The following is a 24,015-nucleotide window of genomic DNA, read 5'->3' as shown; positions in this document are numbered from 1 at the left end:
CCGATCGGTCAAAAAAAGCCCGCTGAGCCGATAACGCTCAGCGGGCTTTTTGTGGGCGCGTGTTTATGCGCGGGGGTGGGTGCGCTCCACCGCAGGCAGTTCAACCGTTCGTTCGGCTGCCGCCAGCGCCGCCGTCAAGCCGGCTCGGTCCAGCACAACGCAATAGGCCGGTTTGGCCCGCTCGAAGCGCCAGCTTTCATCCAGCCCACCGGCATCCACGGCGTCGAAACCGAGTTCGTCGAGTAACTCGATCACTTGCGCTTTCGCCGCGGCGTCATCCGCCGCCACCGGCAGTGCGCGGCGGTCGGGTGCGCCGTGAGGGCGGGCGTCCCGCGTCAGGTCCGGTGCAAAGATTGCGTTGAACACCTTCACCACATGGGAATGCGGCAAATGCTCGGCGAGCAGCCGGCTGGTGGTGGTTTCAAAACGGTCCAACTCAGGGATATGCCCGTCGCGCTCTGGGTAGTAATTGTTGGCGTCCATCACTGTTTTGCCTTCCAGCCACTGCGCGGGCACGCTGCGGTAATGTTCCAGGGGGATCGCCACGAGGACCACGTCGCCAAATCTGGCTGCGTCTTGCGCGCTGCCCACTTTAACGCCCCAGATGCCGCTGAGTACGCTGCTCATGGACTGCGGGCCGCGGGAGTTGCTCAACATCACTTCGTGACCGGCCGCCAGCGCCAGTTGGGCCACCGCGCGTCCGATGAAACCTGCTCCAATCACGCCAATCTTCATGGCCTTGCTCCTGCAAAGTAGGGGAGCGGTTATGATGATTAACAATCACGGGGTGATAAACGAGCGTGTTGGCGTGAGTGTCGTTACTGGGAGTTGAGAATGATGGACCGTCTTTCGAGCATGAATGCCTTTGTGGTCGCCGCCGAGTTGGGCTCGTATGCGCGAGCCGCCGAGCGTTTGAATATGTCGGCGCAGATGGTGGCCAAGCATGTTACGGCGCTGGAGCAGCGCCTGGGCGCGCGCTTGCTCAATCGCACCACGCGCCGACAAAGCCTGACGGAGTTGGGTAGCGCGTACTACGAGCGCTGCAAGCATATCCTGACGGAGGCTGAGGCCGCCGATTCCCTGGCGCAGATCATGAATGACACCCCACGCGGCACGCTGAAAATCACCGCCCCGGTGACCTTCGGCTCCTACAGCCTGATGCCCTTGGTGACCGCGTTTTTGCGTGACAACCCCGATGTGAACATCGACCTGCACCTCACCGATCGTTTCGTCGACCTGGTGGAGGAAGGCTACGAAGCCGCCTTCCGCATTGGCCCCCCGGCGATCACTGGGCTGACCGCCAGGCCATTGGCGCCGTACCGTCTGGTGGTCTGTGCGGCGCCGGCCTACCTGGCGGCACGAGGCACACCGCTGTGGCCGGCGGACCTTCAACAGCATGAATGCCTGGGCTACGCCTTCTGGTCACGCCCGGCGGATCGCGAATGGGTGTTCTACCAGGGCTCGGCCCCGCACACCGTGCAGGTTGCCAGCCGTTTGCAGATCAACGAAAGCAGGGCCTTGATGTCGGCCGCGCTGGATGGGTTTGGCATTGTGCTCGGCCCGGAAGATTTTCTGCGCCCGGCCCTGGCCAGGGGCGAGTTGGTGCGAGTGCTGCCGGACTTTGACGCGCCGAGCCGGCCCATGCATTTGGTCTACACCGCCAACCGCCAGCGTACCGCCAAGTTGCGGCGTTTTGTCGAGGCTGTGCTGGAGCGCTTTGGCCCGGTTTGAGCGTTCAAATCGCGACCCGGCCTTCCGTCTGTTCCTCGGGATGCACTGTCGGCAGGTTCAGCAACCCGACAGACACCACCTGTTAAAAAGTACCCAGGCCTTGCAGGAGCGCGGCTGGAACAAGGGGGCGTTTTTTACTGAGGCAGGTGTGGGGCGTTAGCGCCCGAGGGGTTTGTATGTTGCTACGTTATGCAGCATTGGCGGCCATGGTCGTCGCGGCGTCCGGGTGTGTGCAAGAGCGTGTCGTGCATGAGCGGCGACCGGTGCAACGTGAGTACGTCGAAGTGGTCGCGCCACAACCGCCGCCGATGCAAGTGATCGAAGTCGAGCCGGCGGTGCGTGAAGGTTATGTATGGTCACGCGGGTACTGGCGTTGGGACGGTGGACGTTATGTGGCGGTACACGGCCATTGGGAGCCGGTGCGCGAGGGCTACCGTTATGTGCATCCGCATTGGGTGCAACGAAATGACGGTTACCACTGGCAGCATGGTGGCTGGGTTCGCTGAACCCCGCTCAGGCGAGTCGCTTCATGCCCGCAGCCTTGGCCGCATCGAGGTCAAAGGTGGCGGTGTACTCGCAGCCGGCTGCGTGGGCGCAGCGCGCTATCAAACAGTCGGCGAAATCGGCTTTGTTCGCCGAAAACCGCCGGAGCGCCTGCCAGATGATCTCGGCATGCTCGACGATCAATTCACGGGTTCGCAGCAGCGTTTCCAGCACCGCCACCACATCGCTCTTGGCTGACTGGTAGCAACTTTGTAGCACCCATACCAACTCCACCACCGACACCAGGCTGACAAAGCCTGGCGACAGGGTGGTGAGGGATTCGATCAGCTCGGATGCCTTGGCAGATTGGACCGGATCATCCTGGGTGACATAGCGCACCAGCACATTGGTATCCAGGCCGATCATCGGGCTTTCGCTCCCTGTGCCGCAATCGCGCGGTTCATGTCCTCGATGGAAATGGCCTGGGCAGGCTTGCGGATCAGCCCCTTGAGGTCGTGAACGGTTTTGCTCGCGGCAATAATGGAAAATTTGCCGTCTTCCATTTCGACGAATTCAACCCGGTCTCCCGTTTCCAGGCCCAGGGCTGTCCTGACCTGGACGGGGATGGTGATTTGTCCTTTTGAAGTCAGCGTGGCGGTCGCCATATTGAAGGTCTCCATCGTGATGCTCCTTACCTTAGGGTAAGGCGTCTGGGAGAACAAGATCCGTTGGTCCATAGGTCGCTCCTCGGTGTGGGTCAGTCGGGCTTCGTAAAAACGATAGCCCGACGTCTCCCGCCGACAAGCCTGAACACAAGGTTAAAGCGCTACAGCATGTGTGCTGACTTATTGCACCACGCGGTAACACGGCACATATGCCGCGCCACCCGGCAACTTCATGCGGTGCTGGGCGACGAACGCCTGCAGCAGTTCATCCAGCGGCTTCATGATGGCCGGGTCGCCATGGATCTGGTAAGGGCCGTTCTGCTCGATCAGGCGAATGCCCTTGTCCTTGACGTTGCCCGCCACAATCCCCGAGAACGCGCGACGCAGGTTGGCTGCCAGTTCATGGGGTGGCAGCGCGTGGTTCAGTTGCAGGCTGGCCATGTTTTCGTGGGTCGGGTCGAACGGGCGCTGGAAGCCTTCGTCGATCTTCAACAGCCAGTTGAAGTGGAACGCATCGTTACGCTCGCGGCGGAACTGCTTGACGGCCTTGAGCCCGGCGGTCATCTGGCGGGCCACTTCGGCCGGATCGTCGATGATGATCTGGTAGTGCGCCTGCGCGGCCTCGCCGAGGGTGGCGCCGACGAATGCGTGCAACTGTTGCAGGTACGGTGCGGCGTGCTTTGGCCCGGTGAGGATGACCGGGAACGGCAGGCCGCGGTTGTCCGGGTGCATCAGGATGCCCAGCAGGTAGAGGAACTCTTCCGCCGTGCCGGCGCCGCCCGGGAAGATGATGATGCCGTGGCCGACACGCACGAAGGCTTCCAGGCGCTTCTCGATGTCCGGCAGGATCACCAGCTCATTGACGATCGGGTTCGGTGCTTCCGCAGCGATGATGCCCGGCTCGGTCAGGCCCAGGTAGCGCCCGCCGTTGATGCGTTGCTTGGCGTGGGAAATGGTCGCGCCCTTCATCGGGCCTTTCATCACGCCGGGGCCGCAACCGGTGCAGACGTCGAGGCTGCGCAGGCCCAGTTCGTGGCCGACTTTCTTGGTGTATTTGTATTCTTCGGTGTTGATCGAGTGCCCGCCCCAGCACACCACGATCTTCGGCTCGACACCCGGGCGCAGCGTGCGCGCGTTGCGCAACAGGTGGAACACGTAGTCGGTGATGCCCTGGGAGTTGCTCAGGTCGATGCGCTGGCTGTCCAGTTCGTTCTCGGTGTAGACGATGTCGCGCAGGGCGCTGAACAGCATTTCGCGGGTACTGGCGATCATTTCGCCATCGACGAAGGCGTCGGCCGGGGCGTTCAGCAGTTCCAGGCGCACGCCGCGATCCTGCTGGTGGATACGCACTTCAAAGTCTTTATAGGCGTCGAGGATGGTCTTGGCGTTGTCGATGTGCGCGCCGGTGTTGAGGATGGCCAGGGCGCACTGGCGGAACAGGGTATAGATGCTGCCGGAGCCGGCTTCGCTCAGTTGCTGGACTTCACGCTGGGAGAGTGTTTCGAGGCTGCCCTTGGGGCTGACGGAGGCATTGATGACTTGACGTTGGGGCATTCTGATTCCTTGAAAGCACAGCCACCGCGCCCGTCATGGGGGCGATGGCTTGAGAAGAATGGGCGCCGGATACGGTCGCACGAGACGGCTATTTTCGCTGGCCCGCAGGCGCTACGCAAATACTGTCCAGCCCCATCATGCCGCAGAACCTACTGGATCAGCTTCCAGTTTTTGTAGAAAACCCGACGCAGCGTGAACACCAGGCCGGCAAACCCTGTGATCACGGCATTGAGGACGGCGGGCAACGCGGTCGGCCGCACGATATCAATGAACAGGCAGTAGCGCTTGGCATCGTTCTTGTTGAAGGACGCGTGCATCAGCGTGTCATCGAAGATAAACAGTGGGTCATCGTGCCAGTAATGCTTGTGCTTGCCCACCTGGATGTAAACGCCCTCATGGTGGGGCGCCGGCGCCATGTTATAGAGCACCCGGAACATCATGCGCAGGGGGCCGAAGTGGAAGGAGGTCGAACGGTTTTCGTTGAACACCGACACGCCGATGGTCTTCACGAACGGCAATTTCTTGCGCAGTTCCGGGATGTCCAGGGTGGTTTCGATCGGCCGGCCGTACCATTGGAAAAACAGCATGCCGCGTTTCTTCTCGGCCATGCGTTCGTCCAGGTAGCCGATGATTTCATCCTTGTGGGCCATGGCGTCGTCGATCACCTGTTGCAGGTCTTCACGCCAGGCGGGCGGCAGGTCGCGCATCGTGTAGACGTGGCGGTTGCGGCTGCTCAGCAGGTCGAACAGGGTGTTGAACGGTGCCAGCAGCCAGGTATTGCGGCCGCTGCCGATGAAGTATTTCTTGAAGGTGTTGCGGTCATACAGGCCGTTACGCAGGAAATCATAAATACCGCAGACCAGCACGAGGCCGAGGAACACCACGGTGGTCAGGGGAAAGAGGTAAATAATCAGCAGGATGCCGAATGCCCAGGCGAACGACACGGCTTTTTTGCGTAACGCAGATTGACTCATGAAACTCAGCTCCAGCTGGACGCCATTCGACAGGTCTATATGCGTGGCTGCGAGTGGTGGGGTTGCGAAACATATTGAAACAACCTCGTCATGATAAGGCGTTCTCAGGTCGATGGGCGTTTTAAATATTACGAAATTGTGAAGAGCTGACACAGTTTTTAACCCTCGGCGCGGCTTGCGCGGCGCGTTTTGGATTGGATTTTGTAAACAGAAGATTTGCGACTATCGTGACGCTTCGGTTTTTTGGACGTCATAGACCGGTACGATTACGTTGAATGGCCACCATTGGCCTTCGGCACCTTGGAAGAGGCAGAAATTTTATGATCATCAAACCGCGGGTTCGTGGCTTTATCTGTGTGACCGCTCACCCTGTTGGCTGTGAAGCGAACGTCAAGGAACAGATCGACTACGTCACCCAACACGGCGTCATCGAAGGCGGCCCGAAAAAGGTGCTGGTCCTCGGTGCTTCCACCGGTTACGGCCTGGCCGCGCGCATCAGTGCTGCGTTTGGCTGCGGCGCCGATACCCTGGGCGTGTTTTTTGAGAAAGAAGGCGAAGAAGGCAAGCTGAGCTCCGCCGGCTGGTACAACAGCGCCGCGTTCGAGAAGTTTGCCGTCGAAAAAGGCCTGTACGCCAAGAGCATCAACGGCGACGCGTTCTCTGACGAGATCAAGCGCCTGACCATCGAGACCATCAAGAAAGACCTGGGCAAGATCGACCTGGTGGTCTACAGCCTGGCCGCGCCACGCCGCACCGACCCGCAGGGCGTGGTGCACAACTCCACGCTCAAGCCGATCGGCAAGGCCGTGACCCTGCGCGGGATCAACACCGACAAGGGCGTTGTCGTTGACACCACCCTTGAGCCGGCCACCCAGGAAGAAATCGACGGCACCGTGAAAGTCATGGGCGGCGAAGACTGGCAGCTGTGGATCGACGCCCTGCGTGAAGCGGACGTGCTGGCCGAAGGCGCCAAGACCACGGCGTTCACCTACCTCGGCGAGAAGCTGACCCAGGATATCTACTGGAACGGCTCCATCGGCGAAGCCAAGAAGGACCTGGACAAGAAAGTCCTGACCCTGCGCGACAACCTGGCCGCACTGAAGGGCGACGCCCGCGTGTCGGTGCTCAAGGCTGTGGTCACCCAGGCCAGCTCGGCGATCCCGATCATGCCGCTGTACCTGTCGTTGCTGTTCAAAGTGATGAAAGAGCAGGGCACTCACGAAGGTTGCATCGAGCAGGTCTATGGCCTGTTCAAGGACAGCCTGTACGGCCGCGAGCCGAAGCTCGACGCCGACGGCCGCCTGCGTGCCGACCTGGCCGAGCTGCAACCGAAAGTCCAGGACGCCGTGGCTGCGCTGTGGAATCAGGTCACCGACGACAACGTCAACGAGATCAGCGATTTTGCCGGCTACAAGGCTGAGTTCCTGCGCTTGTTCGGCTTTGAGATCGACGGCGTGGACTACGAGGCTGATGTGAATCCGACCGTGAAGATCAACGGTCTGGTCCAAGCCTAAACACCCTCGAAAAACATGTGGGAGCGGGCTTGCCCGCGATTGCAGTGGGTCAGCCGAAACCTCCGGCACTGACAAACCGCCATCGCGAGCAAGCCCGCTCCCACATTCGTTGTGTGTAAAGCCATTGCGATCTGCCAGACTCCATCCGCTATCAACTCACGCTAACGGAGGATCTGATGACGATTCGTGCAGTCGTTTTTGATTTTGGCGGTGTCCTGTTCGATTGGAGCCCGCAGCACCTGTACCGCCAGCTGATCGCCGATGATGAGGAGCGGCAATGGTTCCTCGACAACATCTGCACCCAGGCCTGGAACACCGAGCAAGACGCCGGTCGCACCCTGGCCGAGGCGACGCGCAGCCTGGTCGCGCAATATCCCCAGCACGAACCCTTGATCACGGCCTACTACGACCGCTGGCATGAAATGCTGCGCGGGCCGTTGCCCGAGGGCGTGGCCATTCTCAAGGCGCTGCATCAGGCCGACGTGCCGCTGTTCGGGCTCACCAATTGGTCGGCCGAGACGTTCCCCTATGCGCGGGCCAACTACCCGTTCCTGCAGTGTTTTCGCGATATCGTGGTCTCCGGCGAGTTGAAGCTGATCAAGCCCGATGCCGCGATCTATCACGCCAGCCTCGGCCAGGTGCGCGCTCATCTGCCGGATATCCAGCCTGCCGAAGTGGTGTTCATCGATGACGTCGCGGGCAATATCGACGCGGCCATCGCCCTGGGCTGGCAAGGCATTCACCACGTTTGCGCCGAGCGCACCGCTGAGCGTCTGCGTGAATTGGGCGTGGGCTTTTAGCGCGCCCATTTCTCCAGGGCAAAATCCACGAACGCCCGCAGTTTAGGCAGGCGGTAACGATCTTGGCCGTACAGCAAATGCATGGGGCGGCGGGGCAGTTGATAGGCGGTCAGCAAGGCCACCAGCTTCCCGCTCTGCAGGTCGGGCTGCACCAGGGCGTCGGGCAGCATGACGATGCCCATGCCTTGCACCGCCGCCTGGCGCAGGGCTTGCGAGCTGTTGATGGTCAGCGAGCCGGACACCGGAATCTCCACTTCGCCGTCCGCGTCGCTCATGCGCCACAGTTTGTCGGCGTTACGCCAATCGTCGCCGGATGGGTAGGCGAAGGCCAGGCAGTCGTGTTGTTGCAGATCCTCGGGCGTTTGCGGCGTGCCGCGTCGCGCCAGGTAATCCGGCGCGGCGCACAGGGTGATGGTGTAGTCCTGCAGGGGCCGGGCGATCAGGCTTGAGGGTTCCAACTCGCCCAGGCGGATGGCCACGTCGAAGCCGCTGTCGACCAGGTCCATGCGTTGATTGCTGAGCACCACGTACAGCTTGATCAGCGGGTAACGTTGGGAAAATTCGCTCAAGGCCGGCGCCAGGCGTTCGGTGCCGAAGGCGGGCGGGGCGGTGATGCGCAGGGTGCCCTTGGGCACGTCGCTGTGGGCCTGTTCGGCCAATTGCTCGGAGTCGGCCACCAGCCCCAGCACTTCCAGGCAGCGCTGGTAATACTGCCCGCCGAATTCCGTGAGGCTTTGCTTGCGCGTGGTGCGCTTGAGCAGGCTGACCCCCAGGCGTTGCTCCAGGGCACGCAAATGGTTGCCGACCATGGTGGTCGACATCCCACTGGCATGGGCCGCGGCGGTCATGCTGCCGGTCTCGACCACTTTCACATACACCGACATCGCCTGGAACAGATCCATTATCAAGCCCTGGTTTAAAGTCATTGCAGAAAAGCACAGTTTATCCAGCTTGGGTGGCTAACGATACTGGACCCATCCCAACCCAGCACTGGAGCTTGCCACCATGACCGCCGCTTGCCTGATGACCACTTACCAACCCTTGGCCTTGAGCTTTACGCGTGGCCTGGGCACGCGCCTGTGGGACCAGCAGGGGCGCGAATACCTGGACGCCGTGGCAGGCGTGGCCGTGACCAACGTCGGACACTCCCATCCGAAACTGGTGACAGCCATCAGCGAACAAGCCGGGTTGCTGTTGCACACCTCCAACCTCTACAGCATCGATTGGCAACAACGCTTGGCCCTGCGTCTGACCCAACTGTCGGGCCTCGATCGTGCGTTTTTCAACAACTCCGGCGCCGAAGCCAACGAGACCGCGCTAAAACTGGCGCGGCTGCACGGCTGGAAAAAAGGCATCGAGGCGCCGTTGGTGGTGGTGATGGAAAACGCCTTCCACGGCCGCACGCTGGGCACCATGGCGGCCAGCGACGGGCCTTCGGTACGCTTGGGGTTCCAGCGCTTGCCGGGGGATTTTCTCAAAGTCGGCTTCGGCGACCTGGCGGCGCTGGAGGCGATCACGCAAACGTTCGGCACGCGCATCGCAGCAGTCTTGCTGGAACCGATCCAGGGCGAAAGCGGGGTGCAAGTGGCGCCGCCGGGTTACCTGAAAGCCCTGCGCGCTCACTGCACGCGCCACGGCTGGCTGATGATGCTCGATGAAATCCAGACCGGCATCGGCCGCACCGGCGCCTGGTTTGCCTTCCAGCACGAGGGCATCGTGCCGGACGTGATGACCCTGGCCAAAGGCCTCGGCAACGGCGTGCCCATCGGTGCCTGCCTGGCCAGGAACGTGGCGGCCGACTTGTTCACCCCGGGCAGCCACGGCAGCACGTTCGGCGGCAACCCATTGGCCTGCCGGGTGGGTTGCACCGTGCTGGAGATCATTGAAGAACAAGGCCTGCTGCAGAACGCCGCGCAACAGGGCGAGCGCTTGTTGGCCCGCTTACGGGTGGAGTTGGATGAGCACCCGCAGGTCCTGTCGATTCGTGGCAAGGGCTTGATGATAGGCATCGAGCTGGCAGACCCGTGTCGCGAGCTGGCCCTGCGCGCCGCCGAGGAACATGGGTTGTTGATCAACGTGACGCGGGGCAAGGTGATTCGCCTGCTGCCGCCGCTGACCCTGGAGGCCAAGGAGGTCGAGATGATCGTGCGGGCCATCACCCGCTTGCTGGATTGAAATGAGATCCCCTGTGGGAGGGTGCTTGCCCCCGATGGCGGTGTATCAGTTGCAGATTGCTCGACTGATACACCGCCATCGGGGGCAAGCCCCCTCCTACAAGGGATTCCGGTGATCTTCAGTGGTCACTCCCATTCAACCACTCTTGGTTCATCGTCTCGCTATCCCCCAGGTAGTCCAGCAACCAACTCATCGCCGGGGACAGTTTGTTCTGTGCCCAGGCCACGCATGACGGGCTGGCCGGGAACGGCCTGTGCAGTTGCAGCGCGACCAACTCACCACGTTCGATCCACGGCAACACCTGATGCGCCGGCGCCATGCCGACGCACAGGCCGTCGCGCAGGCAGTCAATGGCCGAGGCCCAGTTCGGTACCACCAGCCGGCGCTGGTTATCCAGGGTCCAGGTATCGCGCTTGGGCAGGTTGCGCGAGGTATCGGTCATGCACAGGGACGCGAACGGGCGCAGTTGATCGTCACTGAGCAAACCATCCAACGCCGCCAGCGGGTGTTTCGCGCTGACCACGCACAACCAGTTCAACAGGCCCATATCGCGAAACGTGAAGTGACTCGTCACCGGCACCGCGCTGGTGGCGCCGATCACGATGTCGGTGCGCTCATCGGCGAGGGCGTCCCACACGCCGTTGTACACCTCGTACTCCAGCAGCAATTCCACGTCAGGGAACTGCCGATAGAAATCCAGCACCAGTTGCCGGCAGCGCTGGGGTTTGACGATGGAGTCCACCGCGACCTTCAACTGGCCGCTCCAGCCATTGGCCACTTGCTGGCACAGGCGCCGTGTACCGAGCATGGTTTTCATCACGCCGCGGGCTTCGTCTATAAATAGACGGCCGGCCGCGGTGAGCTCGACGTCGCGATGGCGCCGCACGAACAAGGGCACGGCCAGCCACTCTTCCAACTGACGCACCGTGTAGCTGATGGCCGACGGCACGCGGTGCAATTCCTGGGCGGCGGCGCTGAAGCTGCCATGGCGTGCGACGGCATCGACCACATCCAGGGAGTATTCGGACCACATGGCAGTTGCCTTCAAATTAATTGATAGAAGTGTCCAATTATTATCGCTTCACAGAGAGGCTGCCAGCTTCATAATGGGCAGCAGTCAGCAAATAGTTTGATGGCAGGTTCAACAAGGCTTCAATGAAAAATTCTTTTGGTTTCACCTGGTACCTGGCGGGGCTGAGCATGCTCGGTTATCTCGCCATGGACATGTACTTGCCGGCGTTCGGCGCCATGGGCGAGCAATTACACATCGGCGCGGGCGCGGTGGGCGCCAGCTTGAGTATTTTCCTCGCGGGCTTTGCCGTGGGGCAGTTGTTGTGGGGGCCGTTGTCTGACCGACTGGGGCGCAAACCGATCCTGCTCACGGGCCTGAGCCTGTTCGTGCTGGGTTGCGTCGGCATGTTCTGGGTCGAGACCGCCACGCAGCTGCTGGCACTGCGTTTTATCCAGGCGATTGGCGTGTGTTCCGCCGCCGTGAGTTGGCAGGCACTGGTGATTGACCGCTACCCGGCCGACAAGGCTCACCGCGTGTTCGCCAGCATCATGCCGCTGATGTCGTTGTCGCCGGCCCTGGCGCCGCTGTTGGGGGCCATGGTGCTGAATCACTTTGGCTGGCAGGCGATTTTCGCGGTGTTGCTGGGCGTGTCGCTGCTGTTGCTGCTGCCGACTCTGTTCCTGCGCACGGCGCCGAAACGGCTGGCGGAGGAAGGCGAACCGACGCGCCTCGGTTATGGACAATTGCTCGGCTCCCGCGTGTTCACCGGCAACGTCATGATCTTTGCTGCCTGCTCCGCCAGTTTCTTCGCCTGGTTGACCGCCTCGCCGTTCATCCTCGGCGATATGGGTTACAGCCCGAATGACATTGGCCTGAGTTATGTGCTGCCGACCCTCGCGTTCCTGATCGGAGGCTACAGCTGCCGCAGCGCGTTGCAGCGTTTCCAGGGCAAGACGCTGTTGCCCTGGCTGCTGGTGGCCTACTGCATCAGTATGCTGGCGTTGTACCTGGTCGCCACCTTGAGCGTGCCGACCCTGACCACCTTGTTGATTCCGTTCTGCCTGATGGCGCTGGTCAACGGCGCCAGTTATCCCATCGTGGTGGCGAATGCGCTGATGCCGTTTGCGGAAAATTCCGGCAAGGCAGCGGCGCTGCAAAACACCCTGCAACTGGGCCTGTGTTTTCTCAGCAGCTTGTTGGTGTCGTCGATGCTCGAGCAGCCGCTGCTGATCACCGTGATCGTGATGCTGGCGACCGCGCCGCTGGCGGTGCTGGGTTACTGGTTGGCGCGGCCGAAAACCGATGATTCGCAGTTGGCGAATGCTTGATCTGACGGGTGGGTGCTGGATTGCCTGCGTTGCGCTGCATCAGGTTTACCGAGCCGATGCGATCGCAGGCAAGCCAACCCCCACACTTGATTGCGGCTTTTTCAGTGTCTTGAGCGGTAGATCCTAGAACGTCACTTCCATATTCAGCGTGGGTGTCGACGTGCGACTGCCCCGACCGCCGTCCACACCGAACTTGTTATGCCAGTACTCGTAGCCCACTCCGAGGTACAGGTTCGGCGTTACGCGCTTGCCGGGTCGCACCGCGACCATCAGCGCGCTACGCATCAGCGTTTCCGCTGCGGTATCGCGGCCGTGGAAGTCCTCGCCCTTGTTGCCGACATGGTTGATAAACCCCTGGAACTTGGCCGCGTGGCTGCCGATCTCGAACGGACGCATCCACGTCAGGTTGAGCATATAGGTGTCGTCGAAGGTATGGTCCGACTCTTTCGCGCCGGGAATCCCGCTGTGATTGCGTTCTTTGTAATACATCAGGCTCAGGTCCAATACGCCGACGGTGTTGAACTTCAAGGTCGGGCCGAGCACCAGCGCGCGTTTTTTCGCCGAGGCAAAGTTGTTGTTGCGGTTGGCATCGAAGCCCAGGGTCAGGGCGTAGTCCTTGATCAGCCCGGTGCCCAGCGGCGTATCGAAAACGCGAGAGGCATACAACTGGTGTCGGTATACCGCATACACCTCACTGCCGCCGTGGTCGGTGCCCTTGCGCGGGTCGCGGCTGTCGGACAAAAACACATCGAGGTTCAGAAAGTTGCTGCCGTACTGGTAGCCACTGGCGTGGGTGACGCTGTAGATGCGCTTGCTGAATGCGTCGGGGTTGTTCGGGTTGGTGAATTGCTGGCCGTAGCGAAATCCTACGCTGTTGTTCATCCATTCCAGCGCGACAGCCTCCCCGCCGCCGAGGAGGGTCAATGCAACGGTTGCGCCCTGTAATGCCTTTTTCATTGTTTTAGGTCCTATGGCGTTCTGGCTCATGACGGCCGGATTGTTTTTGTAACGCCGGTGGAGGGTATCTTGTCCGAATGATTGTATACAACTCTATGGACATCTAGTCTTGGTATTGCATACAGTGGCGCCACAACAAAAACAGAGAACCCCTCACCATGACTATCCCGAAGGCGTCATCGCAACGACCCGAAGATGAGAATCTCGGCGTCGCCGCCAACATGGCTTACGGCCTGCAGCATGTGCTCACCATGTACGGCGGCATCGTTGCCGTACCGTTGATCGTCGGCCAGGCGGCCGGGTTGTCGCCGGCGGATATCGGCCTGTTGATCGCCGCGTCGCTGTTTGCCGGCGGCCTGGCCACGTTGTTGCAAACCCTTGGCCTGCCGTTCTTTGGTTGTCAGTTGCCGCTGGTGCAGGGCGTGTCGTTTGCCGGCGTGGCGACGATGGTGGCGATTGTCGGCAGTGATGGCGCCGGTGGGGTGCCAGCGATTCTCGGGGCGGTGATGGCTGCGTCGTTTATCGGGCTGCTGATCACGCCGGTGTTCTCGCGGATCACCCAGTTTTTCCCGCCGTTGGTGACCGGCATTGTGATCACCACCATCGGCCTGACGCTGATGCCGGTGGCCGCACGCTGGGCCATGGGCGGCAACAGCCGTGCGGCGGATTTCGGCAGCATGGCGAACGTCGGCCTGGCCGCGTTGACCCTGTTGCTGGTGTTGTTGCTGAGCAAGATCGGCAGCGCGACGATCTCGCGGTTATCGATCCTGCTGGCGATGGTGATCGGCACCGTGATTGCGGTGTTCCTGGGCATGGCGGACTTTTCCGGCGTGACCCAGGGGCCGATGTTCGGCTTCCCCACACCGTTCCATTTCGGCATGCCGACCTTCCATGTGGCCGCGATCATTTCCATGTGCATTGTGGTGATGGTGACGCTGGTGGAGACTTCGGCGGACATCCTGGCCGTGGGCGAGATCATCGACACCAAAGTCGACTCCAAACGCCTGGGCAATGGCTTGCGTGCCGACATGCTGTCGAGCCTGTTCGCGCCGATCTTTGGTTCGTTTACCCAGAGCGCGTTCGCCCAGAACGTCGGCCTGGTGGCGGTCACCGGGGTGAAAAGTCGTTTTGTGGTCGCGACGGGCGGGTTGTTCCTGGTCGTCCTCGGCCTGCTGCCGTTCATGGGGCGGGTGATTGCGGCAGTGCCGACCTCGGTGTTGGGTGGTGCCGGGATCGTGTTGTTCGGCACCGTGGCGGCCAGCGGTATTCGTACACTGTCCAAGGTGGATTACCGCAACAACATGAACCTGATCATCGTGGCCACGTCCATCGGTTTCGGCATGATCCCGATTGCCGCGCCGAGCTTCTACGATCATTTTCCCAGCTGGTTCGCGACCATTTTCCATTCGGGCATCAGTTCGTCGGCGATCATGGCGATCTTGCTGAACCTGGCGTTCAACCACTTCACCGCCGGCAATTCGGACCAGCAGTCGGTGTTTGTGGCCGGGACTGAGCGCAGCCTGTGTTTCCAGGATGTGGCCGTCTTGCGCGAAGGCGATTACTTCAGGGGCGGCAAGCTGTTCGATGCCGAAGGCAAGGAGATTCCAGTGGTGGCCGAGGTGCCGAGAAAAACCGCGAAGGCCGAGACCAGCGAGGCTTGAAACGGTGGCAGCGGGGTTGCTCGCGATGGCGGTCAGGCGCTGACTGAACCACCGCCATCATGAGCAAGCCCGCTGCCACATTGCTCGTCAGCTTGCTTTGAGGGCCTTGTGCGGCACTGAACAGGCCTCATCCAAAAACTTCACCACTGTCCCCATGCACGCCTGGCGCTCTTCGACATGGGGCATGTGGCTGGAGTCTTCAAACAGCGCCCAGCGCACATCCGCGATTTCATCCAGGAACGGCTTGACCACCAACGGTGTGGCTTCGTCATGCCGGCCGGAGATCACCAGGGTCGGCACCTTGATTGCCGACAGACGGCCAATCACGTTCCAGTCCTTCAAACTGCCGATCACATGGAACTCGGTCGGGCCGCTCATGGCGTGGTACACGGTCGGGTCTGCATCGACCTGGGCGAACGTGCGCGCAACCTCGTCCGGCCATGGGTTGACCCGGCAGACGTGCTGGTCGTAGAAAATCCGCGAGGCGGCGAGGTATTCCGGGTCCTGGTAGGTGCCGGCGGCTTCATGCTTGAGCAGGGTTTCATGCACGCCTTCGGGCAGCAGCTGACGCAGGCGGTTGGCTTCGCTGACCCAGGTACGCATGCAGGTGGGCGAGTTGGCCGGGATAAACGCACGCAGGCCCTTGGGTTGCAGAATCGCGTGTTCGCTGCCGAGCATGCCGCCCCAGGATTGCCCGAGAATCGCGTAGTCCTGGCTGATTTGCAGGTGGTCCAGCAGGTTGTTCAGTTCGTCGAGGAACAGGCTGACAGTCCAGAAGGAGGGGGCTTTGTCGGGCAAGTGCGTGGAGCGGCCGTTGCCCAGTTGGTCATAGTGGATGACGGCGTGACCGCTGGCGGCGACGTCCTTGAAGGCATCGACGTAATCATGGGTGCAGCCGGGACCGCCGTGGATGATCACCAGCGGTGTACGGCCCGAGGCCAGGTCGCCGGTGACGCGATACCAGGTCTGATAGGGGCCGAAGGGCGCAAACCCTTCGCGGACTTTTTCGATGAATTCCATTTCGTATCCTGCTTTGAAAAAAAAGTATCAGGGACACGATAATCGGCACGCGACGTTTAGGTAACTAGCAAAACAGCTAGGTTTTGCCGAAGGGTCAATCTTCCAGCAGGCGGTAATGAGTGGCGCGCACCACGGCCTGTACGCGATTTTTCGCCCCCAGTTTGTGCATTGCCGAGGCAAGATGCAGGGTAACGACCGCCAGCGAGCGGCTCAGTTGCGTGGCGATTTCGGCGGCGGTCAGGCCGTCGGCGGCCCATTTCAGGCACTCGCGCTCGCGTTTGGTCAGACGGATATGCGGGTAGGTGCGTAGTTCATTGCTGAACAACGGGTAGGCCGCTTCCTGCAGCGCATGGGAAATCAGGCCGAAATCCGACAAGCTCTGTTGCGCGTCCTCCAGCACCGTATGCGCCTTGCCGGTGCGCAAGCCGGTCAACGATGCGAAGCCGCCCCGGGGCAGATGAATCGGCACGCTGACGCCGCAGGTCAGTTGCTGGTCATGCAGGTAAGACGAGACGGGGGCGTGGCACGGGTCGATGATCTTCTGCAGCGCCGTCTGCGCCTTGGCCTCGTAGGACCAGACAAACGGCGACACCGTGTTCAAGGCCAGGTGCTGCACCGGATCGATCTGGTAGAACCCTTCGCCGCACCACAAGGCATGCCAATCGGAAGGCGTGTTGCGCAGTTGCAGCACCGAAGGTGTGATCAACGTGCCGTTGAGGTCGATGGGCACCGGCGAGTAGTCATACACCAGTGCATCGAAACCCAACTGTTGGGCTAGGATAAACGCGTTGTCCATCTGCTCGTCCAGGCTCCTGCCCGGCATGAGACGGTGATTGAAGGCAGTTAGCTTGGCCAGCATCCGTTCTGCTCCCGAATTCATATGAATCTCGACTTACTGCAAGTAGAATGCCACGCCCCGGCGAAGGACTGCCAGGCCAAACCTATAAGAAATACTAGGTTATGGATGCACGGCATCCTCGGTAGCTTATGGCCTCATAAGCGGCCGCAACCCGCCAGGCCGATACCACACAAGGAACGTATGCATGTGGCGTGAAATAGCCCCCGACCAGCAGTACACCGTGCAAGTCGATGGCCATGACCTCGCGGTCTACAGCTTTGGCGAAGGCGATGAGGTGCTGTTGTGCCTCAACGGCGGGCCAGGGCTACCGTGTGACTATTTGCGCGACGCCCATGGCTGGCTCAAAGAGCATGACCTGCGAGTGGTTGCATTCGACCAGCTTGGCACCGGTGCTTCAGCCAGACCGACCGATGTTTCCCTGTGGGAAATCGGCCGTTATGTCGAAGAAGTCGAAACCGTGCGCCAAACCCTGGGCCTGGGTCGTGTGCATTTGCTCGGGCATTCCTGGGGCGGCTGGCTGGGCATCGAATACGCCATCCATTACCCCGATGCGCTGAAAAGCCTGATCCTGGAAAACACCGTCGGCGACATTCCGCACCTCTCCCAGGAACTCGAACGCCTGCGCGGCGCCCTCGGCAGTGAAACCGTGGCGATGATGCAGCGCCATGAAGCCATGGGGACGCTGGATCATCCGCAGTACCAGGCCGCGATCACCTTGCTCAATTATCGCCATGTGTGCCGCCTGGACGAATGGCCGGCGCCGCTCCGGCGCTCCCTCGACGACTGGAACATGGGCCCCTACGCAACCATGCAGGGCCCCAACGAATTTCTGTATATCGGCAACCTCAAGGACTGGAACCGCATCGCCGAGATGGCCGATTTCAACATGCCGATGCTGATCACCACCGGCCAGCACGACGAGCTCACCCCGGCCTGCGCCCTGCGCATGAAACTGGCCGCCCGGCACGCCGAATTGCATGTGTTCCGCAACAGCAGCCATATGCCATTTTACGAAGAGCCCCAGGCGTACTTCCCGGTACTGCTGGACTTCCTCGCTCGTCACCGAGGCTGACGGATGAACCTGGCGCGCTACCGCTTCGTGCTGACCCGGCCGTTGCAATTGCTGCCGGTGCTGTTCGGCATCAGCCTGATCACCTTCGTGCTGGTGCGCTCGATTCCCGGTGACCCGGCGCGCGCGCTGCTCGGCTCGCGCAGCACGCCGGATGCGTTGCTGAAGATCCGCGCACAGTTCGGGCTCGACCAGCCGCTGTGGCTGCAATATTTTTACTTCTTGAAAAACCTGCTCAAGGGCGACCTCGGCCAATCGCTGTTGTACAAGGTCGATGCGTTGAAGCTGATCGTCACCCGTATCGAGCCGACCCTGGTGCTGGTGCTCGGCAGTGTGTTGCTGGCGCTGCTGATCGCAGTGCCACTGGCCACCGTCGCGGCGCGGCGCAAAGGCGGCTGGGCGGACAACCTGATCCGCGTGTTCACCACCGTCGGCCTGGGCATGCCGGCATTTTGGCTGGGGTTGATGCTGATCCTGCTGCTTAGCGTGCAATGGGGCCTGTTTCCGGTGTCTGGCTACGGTCGCACCTGGCTGGACAAGGCGCACCATATGGTCCTGCCGTGCCTGACCATCGCCCTGGCCCTGGCGGCGGTGCTGGTGCGCAACCTGCGGGCGAGCATGTTGATGGAATTGCAGGCGGACCATGTCACCGCCGCCCGGGCGCGCGGGTTGTCGGAAGCGGCGGTGTTTCGCCGGCATGTACTGCCCAATTCCCTGGTGCCGACGGTCAACCTGCTGGCGGTGAATATCGGTTGGCTGATCAGCGGCACGGTGGTCATCGAAAGCCTGTTCGCCATTCCCGGCATCGGCCAGTTACTGGTGCGCGGCATCTTTACCCGTGACTACATGGTGGTGCAGGGCGTGGCCATGGTGCTGGCCTGTGCGACGGTGGTGGTCAACTTCGTCGCGGATGTGGTGACCGTCGCCCTCGACCCACGGGTGAAGATGCAATGAGCACTCGTCCACTGATCGCGCCATGGCGCTTGCGCCTGCGCTTTGGCTTGCGCGACGGGCGGCTGACCGCCGCGTGGGGGTTGCTGATTCTGTTGACGTGGCTGGGCCTGGCGTTGTTTGCGCCGTGGCTCGCGCCGTTCGACCCGATCGCGCAGAACACCGATCTCAGCTTGCTCGGGCCGAGCCTGGGCCATCCCTTCGGTACGGATAATTATGGCCGCGATATTCTCTCGCGGGTGATCTGGGGCGCACGCATCGACCTGCAATTGGCGATTGTCGGGGTGATCTTCCCGTTCATGATCGGTACCTTTATCGGCGCGGTCTCCGGCTATATCGGCGGGCGTTTCGACAGCGTCTGCATGCGCGTCATCGACGTGATCCTGGCGTTCCCGTTCCTGGTGTTGATGCTGGCAATCATGGCCATCCTCGGTCCGGGCTTGAAGAGTTTCTATATCGCCATGGCGCTGGTGGGCTGGGTGTCGTATGCGCGGTTGATCCGCTCGCAGATCCTGGTGCTCAAGGAAAGTGACTTCGCCCTGGCGGCCAAAAGCCTCGGCTTTGGCCATGGGCGCATTCTGTTCCGGCACTTGCTGCCGAATGCGATGTTTGGCTCGATTGTGTTTTCCATGTCTGACGCGGTGCTGGTGCTGCTCAATGGCGCAGCGGTGAGTTACCTGGGCCTGGGCGTGCAACCGCCGACCGCCGAGTGGGGAACGATGGTCGCCGAAGGGCAGGCCTTCATTACCACCGCCTGGTGGATCTGCACCTTTCCGGGGCTGGCCATCGTAACCCTGGCCATGGGCTTCAGCCTGCTGGCCGATGGCGTGGCGCAAGTGTTGGGAGAGCGCCCATGAGCCTGCTGCAAGTGCGCGACCTGAGCGTGATCGCCAACAATGCCGGGCGCGACGTGACCCTGGTCGACCGCATCTCCTTCGACCTGGCCGAAGGCGAGATCCTCGGCCTGGTGGGCGAAAGCGGCTCGGGCAAGACCATGACCTGTCGCGGGCTGATCCGCCTGTTGCCGTCGCCCAACCTGCGCGTGCAGGGCGGCGCGGTGCGCCTGGCCGGCCAGGACTTGCTGCCACTGGACGACGCAGGCATGCGCGCAATCCGTGGCGGGCAATTGGGCATGATCTTCCAGAACCCCAGCAGCCACCTCGACCCGCTGATGCGTATCGGCGAACAGATCGCCGAGGGCATCCGCCTGCATCAAGGCGCGTCGAAAAAAGACGCACGCCGGCAAGCCATCGAGGTGTTGCGCCAAGTGGGCATTCCCGATCCCCAGGCACGGGTCGACAACTACCCCCACGAGTTTTCCGGCGGCATGCGCCAGCGCGCCATGATCGCCGTGGCATTGGGCTGCAACCCGACAGTGCTGATTGCCGACGAACCCACCACGGCCCTCGATGTGACCGTGCAGGCGCAAATCCTGCGGCTGTTGCTGGAGCTGCGCGACCAGCGTGGCTTGTCGATCATCATGATCACTCACGACCTCGGCGTGGTGGCGCAAACCTGCGACTCCATCGCGGTGATGTACGCCGGGCGCCTGTGTGAGCACGCCAGCAAATACGAGTTGCTCGCCCATCCCCGACACCCGTACACCGCGGGGCTGATCGATTGCCAGCCGGCCCACAGCAGCGGCCACGCCTTGCTGCGCACCATTGCTGGCCAGCCGCCGTTGCTCGATGCGTTGCCCGTCGGGTGCCGCTTCCACCCGCGTTGCCCGCAAGTCGGCAGCCTGTGTCGCGAACGCTTGCCGGAAGGTGCGCGGGTGGCCTGTCACTATCCGTTGGGAGATCGCCCATGAGCCTGTTGCAGATCAAGGACCTGGAGGTGCGGTTTGCCGCGTCCGGCAGCGGGATGTTCGGCCTGCACAAACAGTGGGTGAGGGCGGTCAACGGTGTGTCGCTGAACCTGGCGGCGGGCGAGACCCTGGGGCTGGTGGGCGAATCCGGCAGCGGCAAAAGTACCCTCGGCCGGGCGATTCTGCACCTCAACCCGATCAGCGCCGGGCAGGTGTTGTTCGACGGCATCGACATGGCCCACGGCAGCGCCGTCGACATCGCCCGCCTGCGCCATGAAACCGCGATGATCTTCCAAGACCCGTATGCCGCGCTGAACCCACGCCACACCATCGGCGAAACCCTTGCCGAAGTGTTGCGGGTGCAGCGCAAAGTCGCGCCGCAGCAGATCGCGCGGCGTGTCGACGAATTGCTCGAGCTGGTCGGCCTGCGCCCTGAATTGGCCGCTCGCAAGCCCGGCTCCCTCAGCGGCGGCCAGTGCCAGCGAGTCGGCATCGCCCGGGCGCTGGCGGTGGAGCCGCGCCTGATCGTTGCCGATGAATGCGTGGCGGCACTGGATGTCTCGATCCAGGGGCAGATCATCAACCTGTTGCTGGAACTGCAACAGCGCATGAACCTGGCGATCCTGTTCATCGCCCATGACCTGGCCATCGTGCGCCGCCTGTGCGACCGCGTGGCGGTGATGTACCTGGGCCAGATCGTCGAGGAGGGGCCGGTGGAAGCGGTCTTCACTTCACCGCGTCACCCGTATACGGCGGCGTTGATCCAGGCGATTCCCGAGATCGATCCGCATCGGCCGTTGCCCGCAGAGCCCTTGCCCGGCGAGCCGCCGAGCCCGCTGAATTTGCCTACAGGCTGTGCTTTTCACCCGCGTTGCCGGTATGCCCAGGCCATGTGTTCCGTGGTGTTGCCGCCGACCCATTTCCTGCACGAGCATCGGTACAGTTGCGTGCTTGAAGAACCTTTGCTTTGACCCCTGCCATTCTTGAACAACCGCCGTTATAAACAAGGAGTTATGACATGCAATCGCGCCACTTGAAGTTGCTCGCCGCCGCGACCTTGACCGCCTGGTCGCTGACCGCCGGTCTTGCCCAGGCCGCCGGTGTTCTCACCATCGGTTGCCGGGAAGACAGCACCACGTTCGATCCGATCAAAAGCGCGCAAAACCGCGACACCTGGGTCTTTGCCAACGTCTACGACACCCTGGTGCGCGTGGACAACCTGGGCACCAAGATGGAGCCGGGGCTGGCTGAAAGCTGGGAGATTTCCAAGGACGGCCTGACCTACACCTTCAAGCTGCGTGCGGCGAAGTTCTCGGATGGCTCGCCGATCACCGCAGAGGATGCGGCGTTCAGCCTGTTGCGCATCCGCGACAACAAGGCTTCGCTGTGGAGCGACCCATTCAGCCTGATCGACACGGCCAAGGCCGCCGGCCCGCAAACCCTGGTGGTGACGCTGAAGACCCCGGCGGTCGCGTTCCTCTCGCAACTGGCGTCGCCGACGGTGTCGATCCTGTCAGAAAAGGCCATGAGCAAAATGGGCGAAGACGCCTACGCGGAAAACCCGGTGACCTCCGGCGCGTTTACCGTGGGCGAGTGGCGCAAGGGCGATCGGGTGATCCTGAAGAAAAACCCGAACTTCTGGCAGGCCGGGAACGTCAGCCTGGATGGTGTGGAGTGGGTCTCGGTGACCGACGACAACACGCGCATGCGTATGGTGCAGAACAACGAGCTGGACACGGCGATCTTCGTACCGTTCTCCCGGGTTGAAGAACTGAAGAAAGACAAAAACGTGGTGATCCATTCCGACCCGTCCACCCGTGAAGATCACCTGCTGATCAACCACGAGCACGGCCTGCTGGCCAAGCCGGAAGTACGCCAGGCGCTGGACATGGCCATCGATAAACAATCGCTGGTGAAGACGGCCACTTACGGTCAAGGCACTGTGGCTTATTCCTACATCCCCAAAGGTTCGCTGTACCACTACGCCAACAACCTGCAGCGCCCGTATGACCCTACCGCGGCGAAGAAACTGCTGGCCGACGCCGGTGCCAAGGACTTGAAGTTGAACTACGTGGTCAACGCCGGCAACGAAGCCGACGAGCAGATCGCGGTGATCATCAAGGACCAGTTGGCCAAGGTCGGCGTGACGGCCAACCTGCAGAAAGTCGACCCGACCCAAAGCTGGCAGATGCTGGTGGACGGTGAGTACGATATTTCGGTGATGTACTGGACCAACGACATCCTCGACCCGGACCAGAAGACCACCTTCGTGCTGGGCCACGACACCAACCAGAACTACATGACCCGTTACAGGAACGACAAGGTCAAGGAACTGGTCGCCGCCGCACGCATCGAGGCCGACCCGGCCAAGCGTGAGCAGATGTATGTCGACCTGCAGAAACTGGCGAAACAGGATGTGAACTGGATCGACCTGTACTACAGCCCGTACATCAACATCTCACGCAAGAATGTGAGCAACTTCCTGCAAAACCCATTGGGTCGCTTCACCCTCGAGGAAGTCGTGAAAAACTAAAGAACACCGCTAAATAAATGTGGGAGGGGGCTTGCCCCCGATGGCGGTGGGTCAGTTACAGATGCAGTGACTGACACCCTGCTATCGGGGGCAAGCCCCCTCCCACATGTATCAGCCGTTACTGCGCGTCGAACGCTTGCCCGTTGATCCCGCTGCTGTCCGGCCCCATCAGGTACAGGTACACCGGCATGATGTCTTCCGGCGCCGGGTTGTCGGCCGGGTTTTCCCCCGGGTACGCCTGGGCCCGCATGCTGGTGCGCGTGGCGCCGGGGTTGATGCTGTTGGCCCGTACTGGCGCAACGGTGTCGAGCTCGTCGGCCAGGGTTTGCATCAGGCCTTCGGTGGCGAATTTCGATACGCCATAGGCACCCCAATACGCCCGGCCCTTGCGCCCGACGCTGCTGGAGGTGAACACCACCGAGGCGTCCTGGGACAGCTTGAGCAGCGGCAACAGCGTGCTGGTCAGCATGAACATCGCGTTGACGTTGATGTGCATCACCCGCATGAAGTTCTCACCGGACAACTGCTCGATCGGCGTGCGTGGGCCGATGATCGAGGCGTTGTGCAGCAGGCCGTCGAGGTGGCCGAATTCCTTTTCGATCATCGCCGCCAGCTCATCGTATTGATGGGGCAGGGCGGTCTCCAGGTTGAACGGGATCACCACCGGTTGCGGGTGGCCGGCGGCTTCGATCTCGTCGTACACCTGGGCCAGGTTGGCTTCGGTCTTGCCCAGCAACAGCACGGTCGCGCCATGGGCGGCATAGGTTTTCGCCGCCGCCGCGCCAATCCCGCGACCGGCACCGGTCACCAGGATGACGCGGCCTTTGAGCAGTTCGGGACGTGCAGAGTAATCAAACATAAATAGCCTCGACAAAATTCACTAGGTGACCAACACCGAGCTGGAAAACACTGAAGATCCAAT

The 24,015-nt window shown here is 61.7% G+C and carries 24 protein-coding genes; 13 read left to right on the top strand and 11 right to left on the bottom strand.

Features of this window, described 5'->3' with window-relative positions; all coding sequences use genetic code 11:
* Positions 1-63: 63 nt before the first annotated feature.
* Entirely contained in the window at positions 64-735 is a 672-nt protein-coding gene (locus C5F70_RS16025; protein ID WP_046384302.1) for an NADPH-dependent F420 reductase, read from the bottom strand.
* Between the two features lie 99 nt (positions 736-834).
* Between C5F70_RS16025 and C5F70_RS16020 the strand changes: the two genes are divergently transcribed.
* Together C5F70_RS16020 and C5F70_RS16015 are read left to right on the top strand one after the other, a co-directional pair.
* Positions 835-1,731: a LysR family transcriptional regulator gene (locus C5F70_RS16020; RefSeq protein WP_104903678.1), complete on the top strand. Its 897-nt coding sequence runs from the start codon at positions 835-837 to the stop codon at positions 1,729-1,731.
* A 176-nt stretch (positions 1,732-1,907) separates the two neighbouring features.
* Positions 1,908-2,237, top strand: coding sequence for a YXWGXW repeat-containing protein (locus C5F70_RS16015; protein WP_032804869.1), 330 nt, complete (start codon positions 1,908-1,910; stop codon positions 2,235-2,237).
* A gap of 7 nt (positions 2,238-2,244) precedes the next feature.
* On the opposite strand, the gene C5F70_RS16010 is transcribed toward C5F70_RS16015, so the two are convergent.
* From C5F70_RS16010 to C5F70_RS15995, 4 genes are all read right to left on the bottom strand, one after another.
* Positions 2,245-2,640, bottom strand: coding sequence for a PIN domain-containing protein (locus C5F70_RS16010; protein WP_057003768.1), 396 nt, complete (start codon positions 2,638-2,640; stop codon positions 2,245-2,247).
* Complete coding sequence (locus tag C5F70_RS16005) at positions 2,637-2,894, bottom strand: AbrB/MazE/SpoVT family DNA-binding domain-containing protein (protein WP_026140263.1); 258 nt, start codon at positions 2,892-2,894, stop codon at positions 2,637-2,639. Before C5F70_RS16005 ends, C5F70_RS16010 begins: the two co-directional genes overlap by 4 nt.
* A gap of 165 nt (positions 2,895-3,059) precedes the next feature.
* Positions 3,060-4,433 (bottom strand): nucleotide 5'-monophosphate nucleosidase PpnN, encoded by a 1,374-nt coding sequence (ppnN, locus tag C5F70_RS16000; protein ID WP_046384299.1) that lies wholly within the window; start codon positions 4,431-4,433, stop codon positions 3,060-3,062.
* Between the two features lie 149 nt (positions 4,434-4,582).
* Positions 4,583-5,407, bottom strand: a complete 825-nt coding sequence (locus C5F70_RS15995) for an aspartyl/asparaginyl beta-hydroxylase domain-containing protein (RefSeq protein ID WP_104903677.1) — start codon at positions 5,405-5,407, stop codon at positions 4,583-4,585.
* Positions 5,408-5,727: 320 nt separating this feature from the next.
* On the opposite strand from C5F70_RS15995, the gene fabV reads away from it, so the two are divergent.
* Positions 5,728-6,921, top strand: coding sequence for an enoyl-ACP reductase FabV (gene fabV, locus C5F70_RS15990; protein ID WP_046384297.1), 1,194 nt, complete (start codon positions 5,728-5,730; stop codon positions 6,919-6,921).
* Between the two features lie 176 nt (positions 6,922-7,097).
* Positions 7,098-7,721, top strand: coding sequence for an HAD family phosphatase (locus C5F70_RS15985; protein WP_104903676.1), 624 nt, complete (start codon positions 7,098-7,100; stop codon positions 7,719-7,721).
* Here C5F70_RS15985 and C5F70_RS15980 read toward each other — a convergent pair.
* Complete coding sequence (locus C5F70_RS15980; RefSeq protein ID WP_017848872.1) at positions 7,718-8,623, bottom strand: LysR family transcriptional regulator; 906 nt, start codon at positions 8,621-8,623, stop codon at positions 7,718-7,720. The two genes, C5F70_RS15985 and C5F70_RS15980, sit on opposite strands and share 4 nt — an antisense overlap.
* 103 nt (positions 8,624-8,726) lie before the next feature.
* Here C5F70_RS15980 and C5F70_RS15975 point away from each other — a divergent pair, with 103 nt between their 5' ends.
* A complete protein-coding gene (locus tag C5F70_RS15975) occupies positions 8,727-9,896 on the top strand; it encodes an aspartate aminotransferase family protein (protein WP_104903675.1) in 1,170 nt (389 codons plus the stop codon).
* A 118-nt stretch (positions 9,897-10,014) separates the two neighbouring features.
* Here the strand turns inward: C5F70_RS15975 and punR are convergent, their stop codons facing one another.
* The gene (gene punR / locus C5F70_RS15970; protein WP_104903674.1) at positions 10,015-10,929 is read right to left on the bottom strand and encodes a DNA-binding transcriptional activator PunR; all 915 of its coding nucleotides are present in this window, start codon (positions 10,927-10,929) and stop codon (positions 10,015-10,017) included.
* A 122-nt stretch (positions 10,930-11,051) separates the two neighbouring features.
* Between punR and punC the strand changes: the two genes are divergently transcribed.
* Complete coding sequence (gene punC, locus C5F70_RS15965) at positions 11,052-12,236, top strand: purine nucleoside transporter PunC (RefSeq protein ID WP_017848869.1); 1,185 nt, start codon at positions 11,052-11,054, stop codon at positions 12,234-12,236.
* A gap of 123 nt (positions 12,237-12,359) precedes the next feature.
* On the opposite strand, the gene C5F70_RS15960 is transcribed toward punC, so the two are convergent.
* Positions 12,360-13,193 carry a hypothetical protein gene (locus tag C5F70_RS15960; protein WP_046384292.1) on the bottom strand — a complete coding sequence of 278 codons (834 nt, stop codon included), beginning with the start codon at positions 13,191-13,193 and terminating at the stop codon, positions 12,360-12,362.
* Positions 13,194-13,351: 158 nt separating this feature from the next.
* Between C5F70_RS15960 and C5F70_RS15955 the strand changes: the two genes are divergently transcribed.
* Complete coding sequence (locus C5F70_RS15955) at positions 13,352-14,854, top strand: nucleobase:cation symporter-2 family protein (RefSeq protein ID WP_104903673.1); 1,503 nt, start codon at positions 13,352-13,354, stop codon at positions 14,852-14,854.
* Between the two features lie 87 nt (positions 14,855-14,941).
* Here C5F70_RS15955 and C5F70_RS15950 read toward each other — a convergent pair whose 3' ends face one another.
* Positions 14,942-15,874, bottom strand: a complete 933-nt coding sequence (locus C5F70_RS15950) for a proline iminopeptidase-family hydrolase (RefSeq protein WP_017848866.1) — start codon at positions 15,872-15,874, stop codon at positions 14,942-14,944.
* A 94-nt stretch (positions 15,875-15,968) separates the two neighbouring features.
* On the bottom strand, positions 15,969-16,733 hold the full coding sequence (locus C5F70_RS15945; protein ID WP_046384289.1) for a LuxR family transcriptional regulator: 765 nt from the start codon (positions 16,731-16,733) through the stop codon (positions 15,969-15,971).
* Positions 16,734-16,917: 184 nt separating this feature from the next.
* Between C5F70_RS15945 and C5F70_RS15940 the strand changes: the two genes are divergently transcribed.
* Genes C5F70_RS15940 through C5F70_RS15915 form a run of 6 tightly spaced genes read left to right on the top strand, consistent with a single transcriptional unit; the run spans position 16,918 to position 23,093 of the window.
* On the top strand, positions 16,918-17,805 hold the full coding sequence (locus C5F70_RS15940; RefSeq protein WP_017848864.1) for a proline iminopeptidase-family hydrolase: 888 nt from the start codon (positions 16,918-16,920) through the stop codon (positions 17,803-17,805).
* Between the two features lie 3 nt (positions 17,806-17,808).
* Positions 17,809-18,756, top strand: a complete 948-nt coding sequence (locus tag C5F70_RS15935) for an ABC transporter permease (RefSeq protein WP_104903672.1) — start codon at positions 17,809-17,811, stop codon at positions 18,754-18,756.
* The gene (locus C5F70_RS15930; protein WP_017848862.1) at positions 18,753-19,610 is read left to right on the top strand and encodes an ABC transporter permease; all 858 of its coding nucleotides are present in this window, start codon (positions 18,753-18,755) and stop codon (positions 19,608-19,610) included. Before C5F70_RS15935 ends, C5F70_RS15930 begins: the two co-directional genes overlap by 4 nt.
* On the top strand, positions 19,607-20,563 hold the full coding sequence (locus C5F70_RS15925) for an ABC transporter ATP-binding protein (RefSeq protein WP_104903671.1): 957 nt from the start codon (positions 19,607-19,609) through the stop codon (positions 20,561-20,563). The genes C5F70_RS15930 and C5F70_RS15925 overlap by 4 nt, the downstream gene beginning before the upstream one ends.
* A complete protein-coding gene (locus C5F70_RS15920; RefSeq protein ID WP_104903670.1) occupies positions 20,560-21,531 on the top strand; it encodes an ABC transporter ATP-binding protein in 972 nt (323 codons plus the stop codon). The genes C5F70_RS15925 and C5F70_RS15920 overlap by 4 nt, the downstream gene beginning before the upstream one ends.
* Positions 21,532-21,578: 47 nt before the next feature.
* Positions 21,579-23,093: an ABC transporter substrate-binding protein gene (locus tag C5F70_RS15915; protein ID WP_017848859.1), complete on the top strand. Its 1,515-nt coding sequence runs from the start codon at positions 21,579-21,581 to the stop codon at positions 23,091-23,093.
* Positions 23,094-23,211: 118 nt separating this feature from the next.
* On the opposite strand, the gene C5F70_RS15910 is transcribed toward C5F70_RS15915, so the two are convergent.
* Complete coding sequence (locus C5F70_RS15910) at positions 23,212-23,952, bottom strand: YciK family oxidoreductase (protein ID WP_017848858.1); 741 nt, start codon at positions 23,950-23,952, stop codon at positions 23,212-23,214.
* Positions 23,953-24,015: the final 63 nt, after the last annotated feature.

The organism is Pseudomonas sp. LH1G9 (assembly GCF_002949975.1).
Lineage (GTDB): Bacteria > Pseudomonadota > Gammaproteobacteria > Pseudomonadales > Pseudomonadaceae > Aquipseudomonas > Aquipseudomonas veronii.
This window is presented reverse-complemented; position numbering and strand designations above follow the sequence as displayed.

What these genes read in the sequence shown, in the direction of transcription:
- C5F70_RS16025 (WP_046384302.1), bottom strand. Translation starts at nt 735, where the DNA reads ATGAAGATTGGCGTGATTGGAGCAGGTTTCATCGGACGCGCGGTGGCC.
- C5F70_RS15930 (WP_017848862.1), top strand. Translation starts at nt 18,753, where the DNA reads ATGAGCACTCGTCCACTGATCGCGCCATGGCGCTTGCGCCTGCGCTTT.
- C5F70_RS15915 (WP_017848859.1), top strand. Translation starts at nt 21,579, where the DNA reads ATGCAATCGCGCCACTTGAAGTTGCTCGCCGCCGCGACCTTGACCGCC.
- C5F70_RS15985 (WP_104903676.1), top strand. Translation starts at nt 7,098, where the DNA reads ATGACGATTCGTGCAGTCGTTTTTGATTTTGGCGGTGTCCTGTTCGAT.
- C5F70_RS15975 (WP_104903675.1), top strand. Translation starts at nt 8,727, where the DNA reads ATGACCGCCGCTTGCCTGATGACCACTTACCAACCCTTGGCCTTGAGC.
- C5F70_RS15980 (WP_017848872.1), bottom strand. Translation starts at nt 8,623, where the DNA reads ATGGATCTGTTCCAGGCGATGTCGGTGTATGTGAAAGTGGTCGAGACC.
- C5F70_RS15940 (WP_017848864.1), top strand. Translation starts at nt 16,918, where the DNA reads ATGTGGCGTGAAATAGCCCCCGACCAGCAGTACACCGTGCAAGTCGAT.
- C5F70_RS15945 (WP_046384289.1), bottom strand. Translation starts at nt 16,733, where the DNA reads ATGCTGGCCAAGCTAACTGCCTTCAATCACCGTCTCATGCCGGGCAGG.
- C5F70_RS16010 (WP_057003768.1), bottom strand. Translation starts at nt 2,640, where the DNA reads ATGATCGGCCTGGATACCAATGTGCTGGTGCGCTATGTCACCCAGGAT.
- C5F70_RS15935 (WP_104903672.1), top strand. Translation starts at nt 17,809, where the DNA reads ATGAACCTGGCGCGCTACCGCTTCGTGCTGACCCGGCCGTTGCAATTG.
- C5F70_RS15910 (WP_017848858.1), bottom strand. Translation starts at nt 23,952, where the DNA reads ATGTTTGATTACTCTGCACGTCCCGAACTGCTCAAAGGCCGCGTCATC.
- C5F70_RS15995 (WP_104903677.1), bottom strand. Translation starts at nt 5,407, where the DNA reads ATGAGTCAATCTGCGTTACGCAAAAAAGCCGTGTCGTTCGCCTGGGCA.
- C5F70_RS15960 (WP_046384292.1), bottom strand. Translation starts at nt 13,193, where the DNA reads ATGAAAAAGGCATTACAGGGCGCAACCGTTGCATTGACCCTCCTCGGC.
- C5F70_RS16005 (WP_026140263.1), bottom strand. Translation starts at nt 2,894, where the DNA reads ATGGAGACCTTCAATATGGCGACCGCCACGCTGACTTCAAAAGGACAA.
- fabV (WP_046384297.1), top strand. Translation starts at nt 5,728, where the DNA reads ATGATCATCAAACCGCGGGTTCGTGGCTTTATCTGTGTGACCGCTCAC.
- C5F70_RS16015 (WP_032804869.1), top strand. Translation starts at nt 1,908, where the DNA reads ATGTTGCTACGTTATGCAGCATTGGCGGCCATGGTCGTCGCGGCGTCC.
- C5F70_RS15955 (WP_104903673.1), top strand. Translation starts at nt 13,352, where the DNA reads ATGACTATCCCGAAGGCGTCATCGCAACGACCCGAAGATGAGAATCTC.
- C5F70_RS16020 (WP_104903678.1), top strand. Translation starts at nt 835, where the DNA reads ATGATGGACCGTCTTTCGAGCATGAATGCCTTTGTGGTCGCCGCCGAG.
- punR (WP_104903674.1), bottom strand. Translation starts at nt 10,929, where the DNA reads ATGTGGTCCGAATACTCCCTGGATGTGGTCGATGCCGTCGCACGCCAT.
- punC (WP_017848869.1), top strand. Translation starts at nt 11,052, where the DNA reads ATGAAAAATTCTTTTGGTTTCACCTGGTACCTGGCGGGGCTGAGCATG.
- C5F70_RS15920 (WP_104903670.1), top strand. Translation starts at nt 20,560, where the DNA reads ATGAGCCTGTTGCAGATCAAGGACCTGGAGGTGCGGTTTGCCGCGTCC.
- C5F70_RS15950 (WP_017848866.1), bottom strand. Translation starts at nt 15,874, where the DNA reads ATGGAATTCATCGAAAAAGTCCGCGAAGGGTTTGCGCCCTTCGGCCCC.
- ppnN (WP_046384299.1), bottom strand. Translation starts at nt 4,433, where the DNA reads ATGCCCCAACGTCAAGTCATCAATGCCTCCGTCAGCCCCAAGGGCAGC.
- C5F70_RS15925 (WP_104903671.1), top strand. Translation starts at nt 19,607, where the DNA reads ATGAGCCTGCTGCAAGTGCGCGACCTGAGCGTGATCGCCAACAATGCC.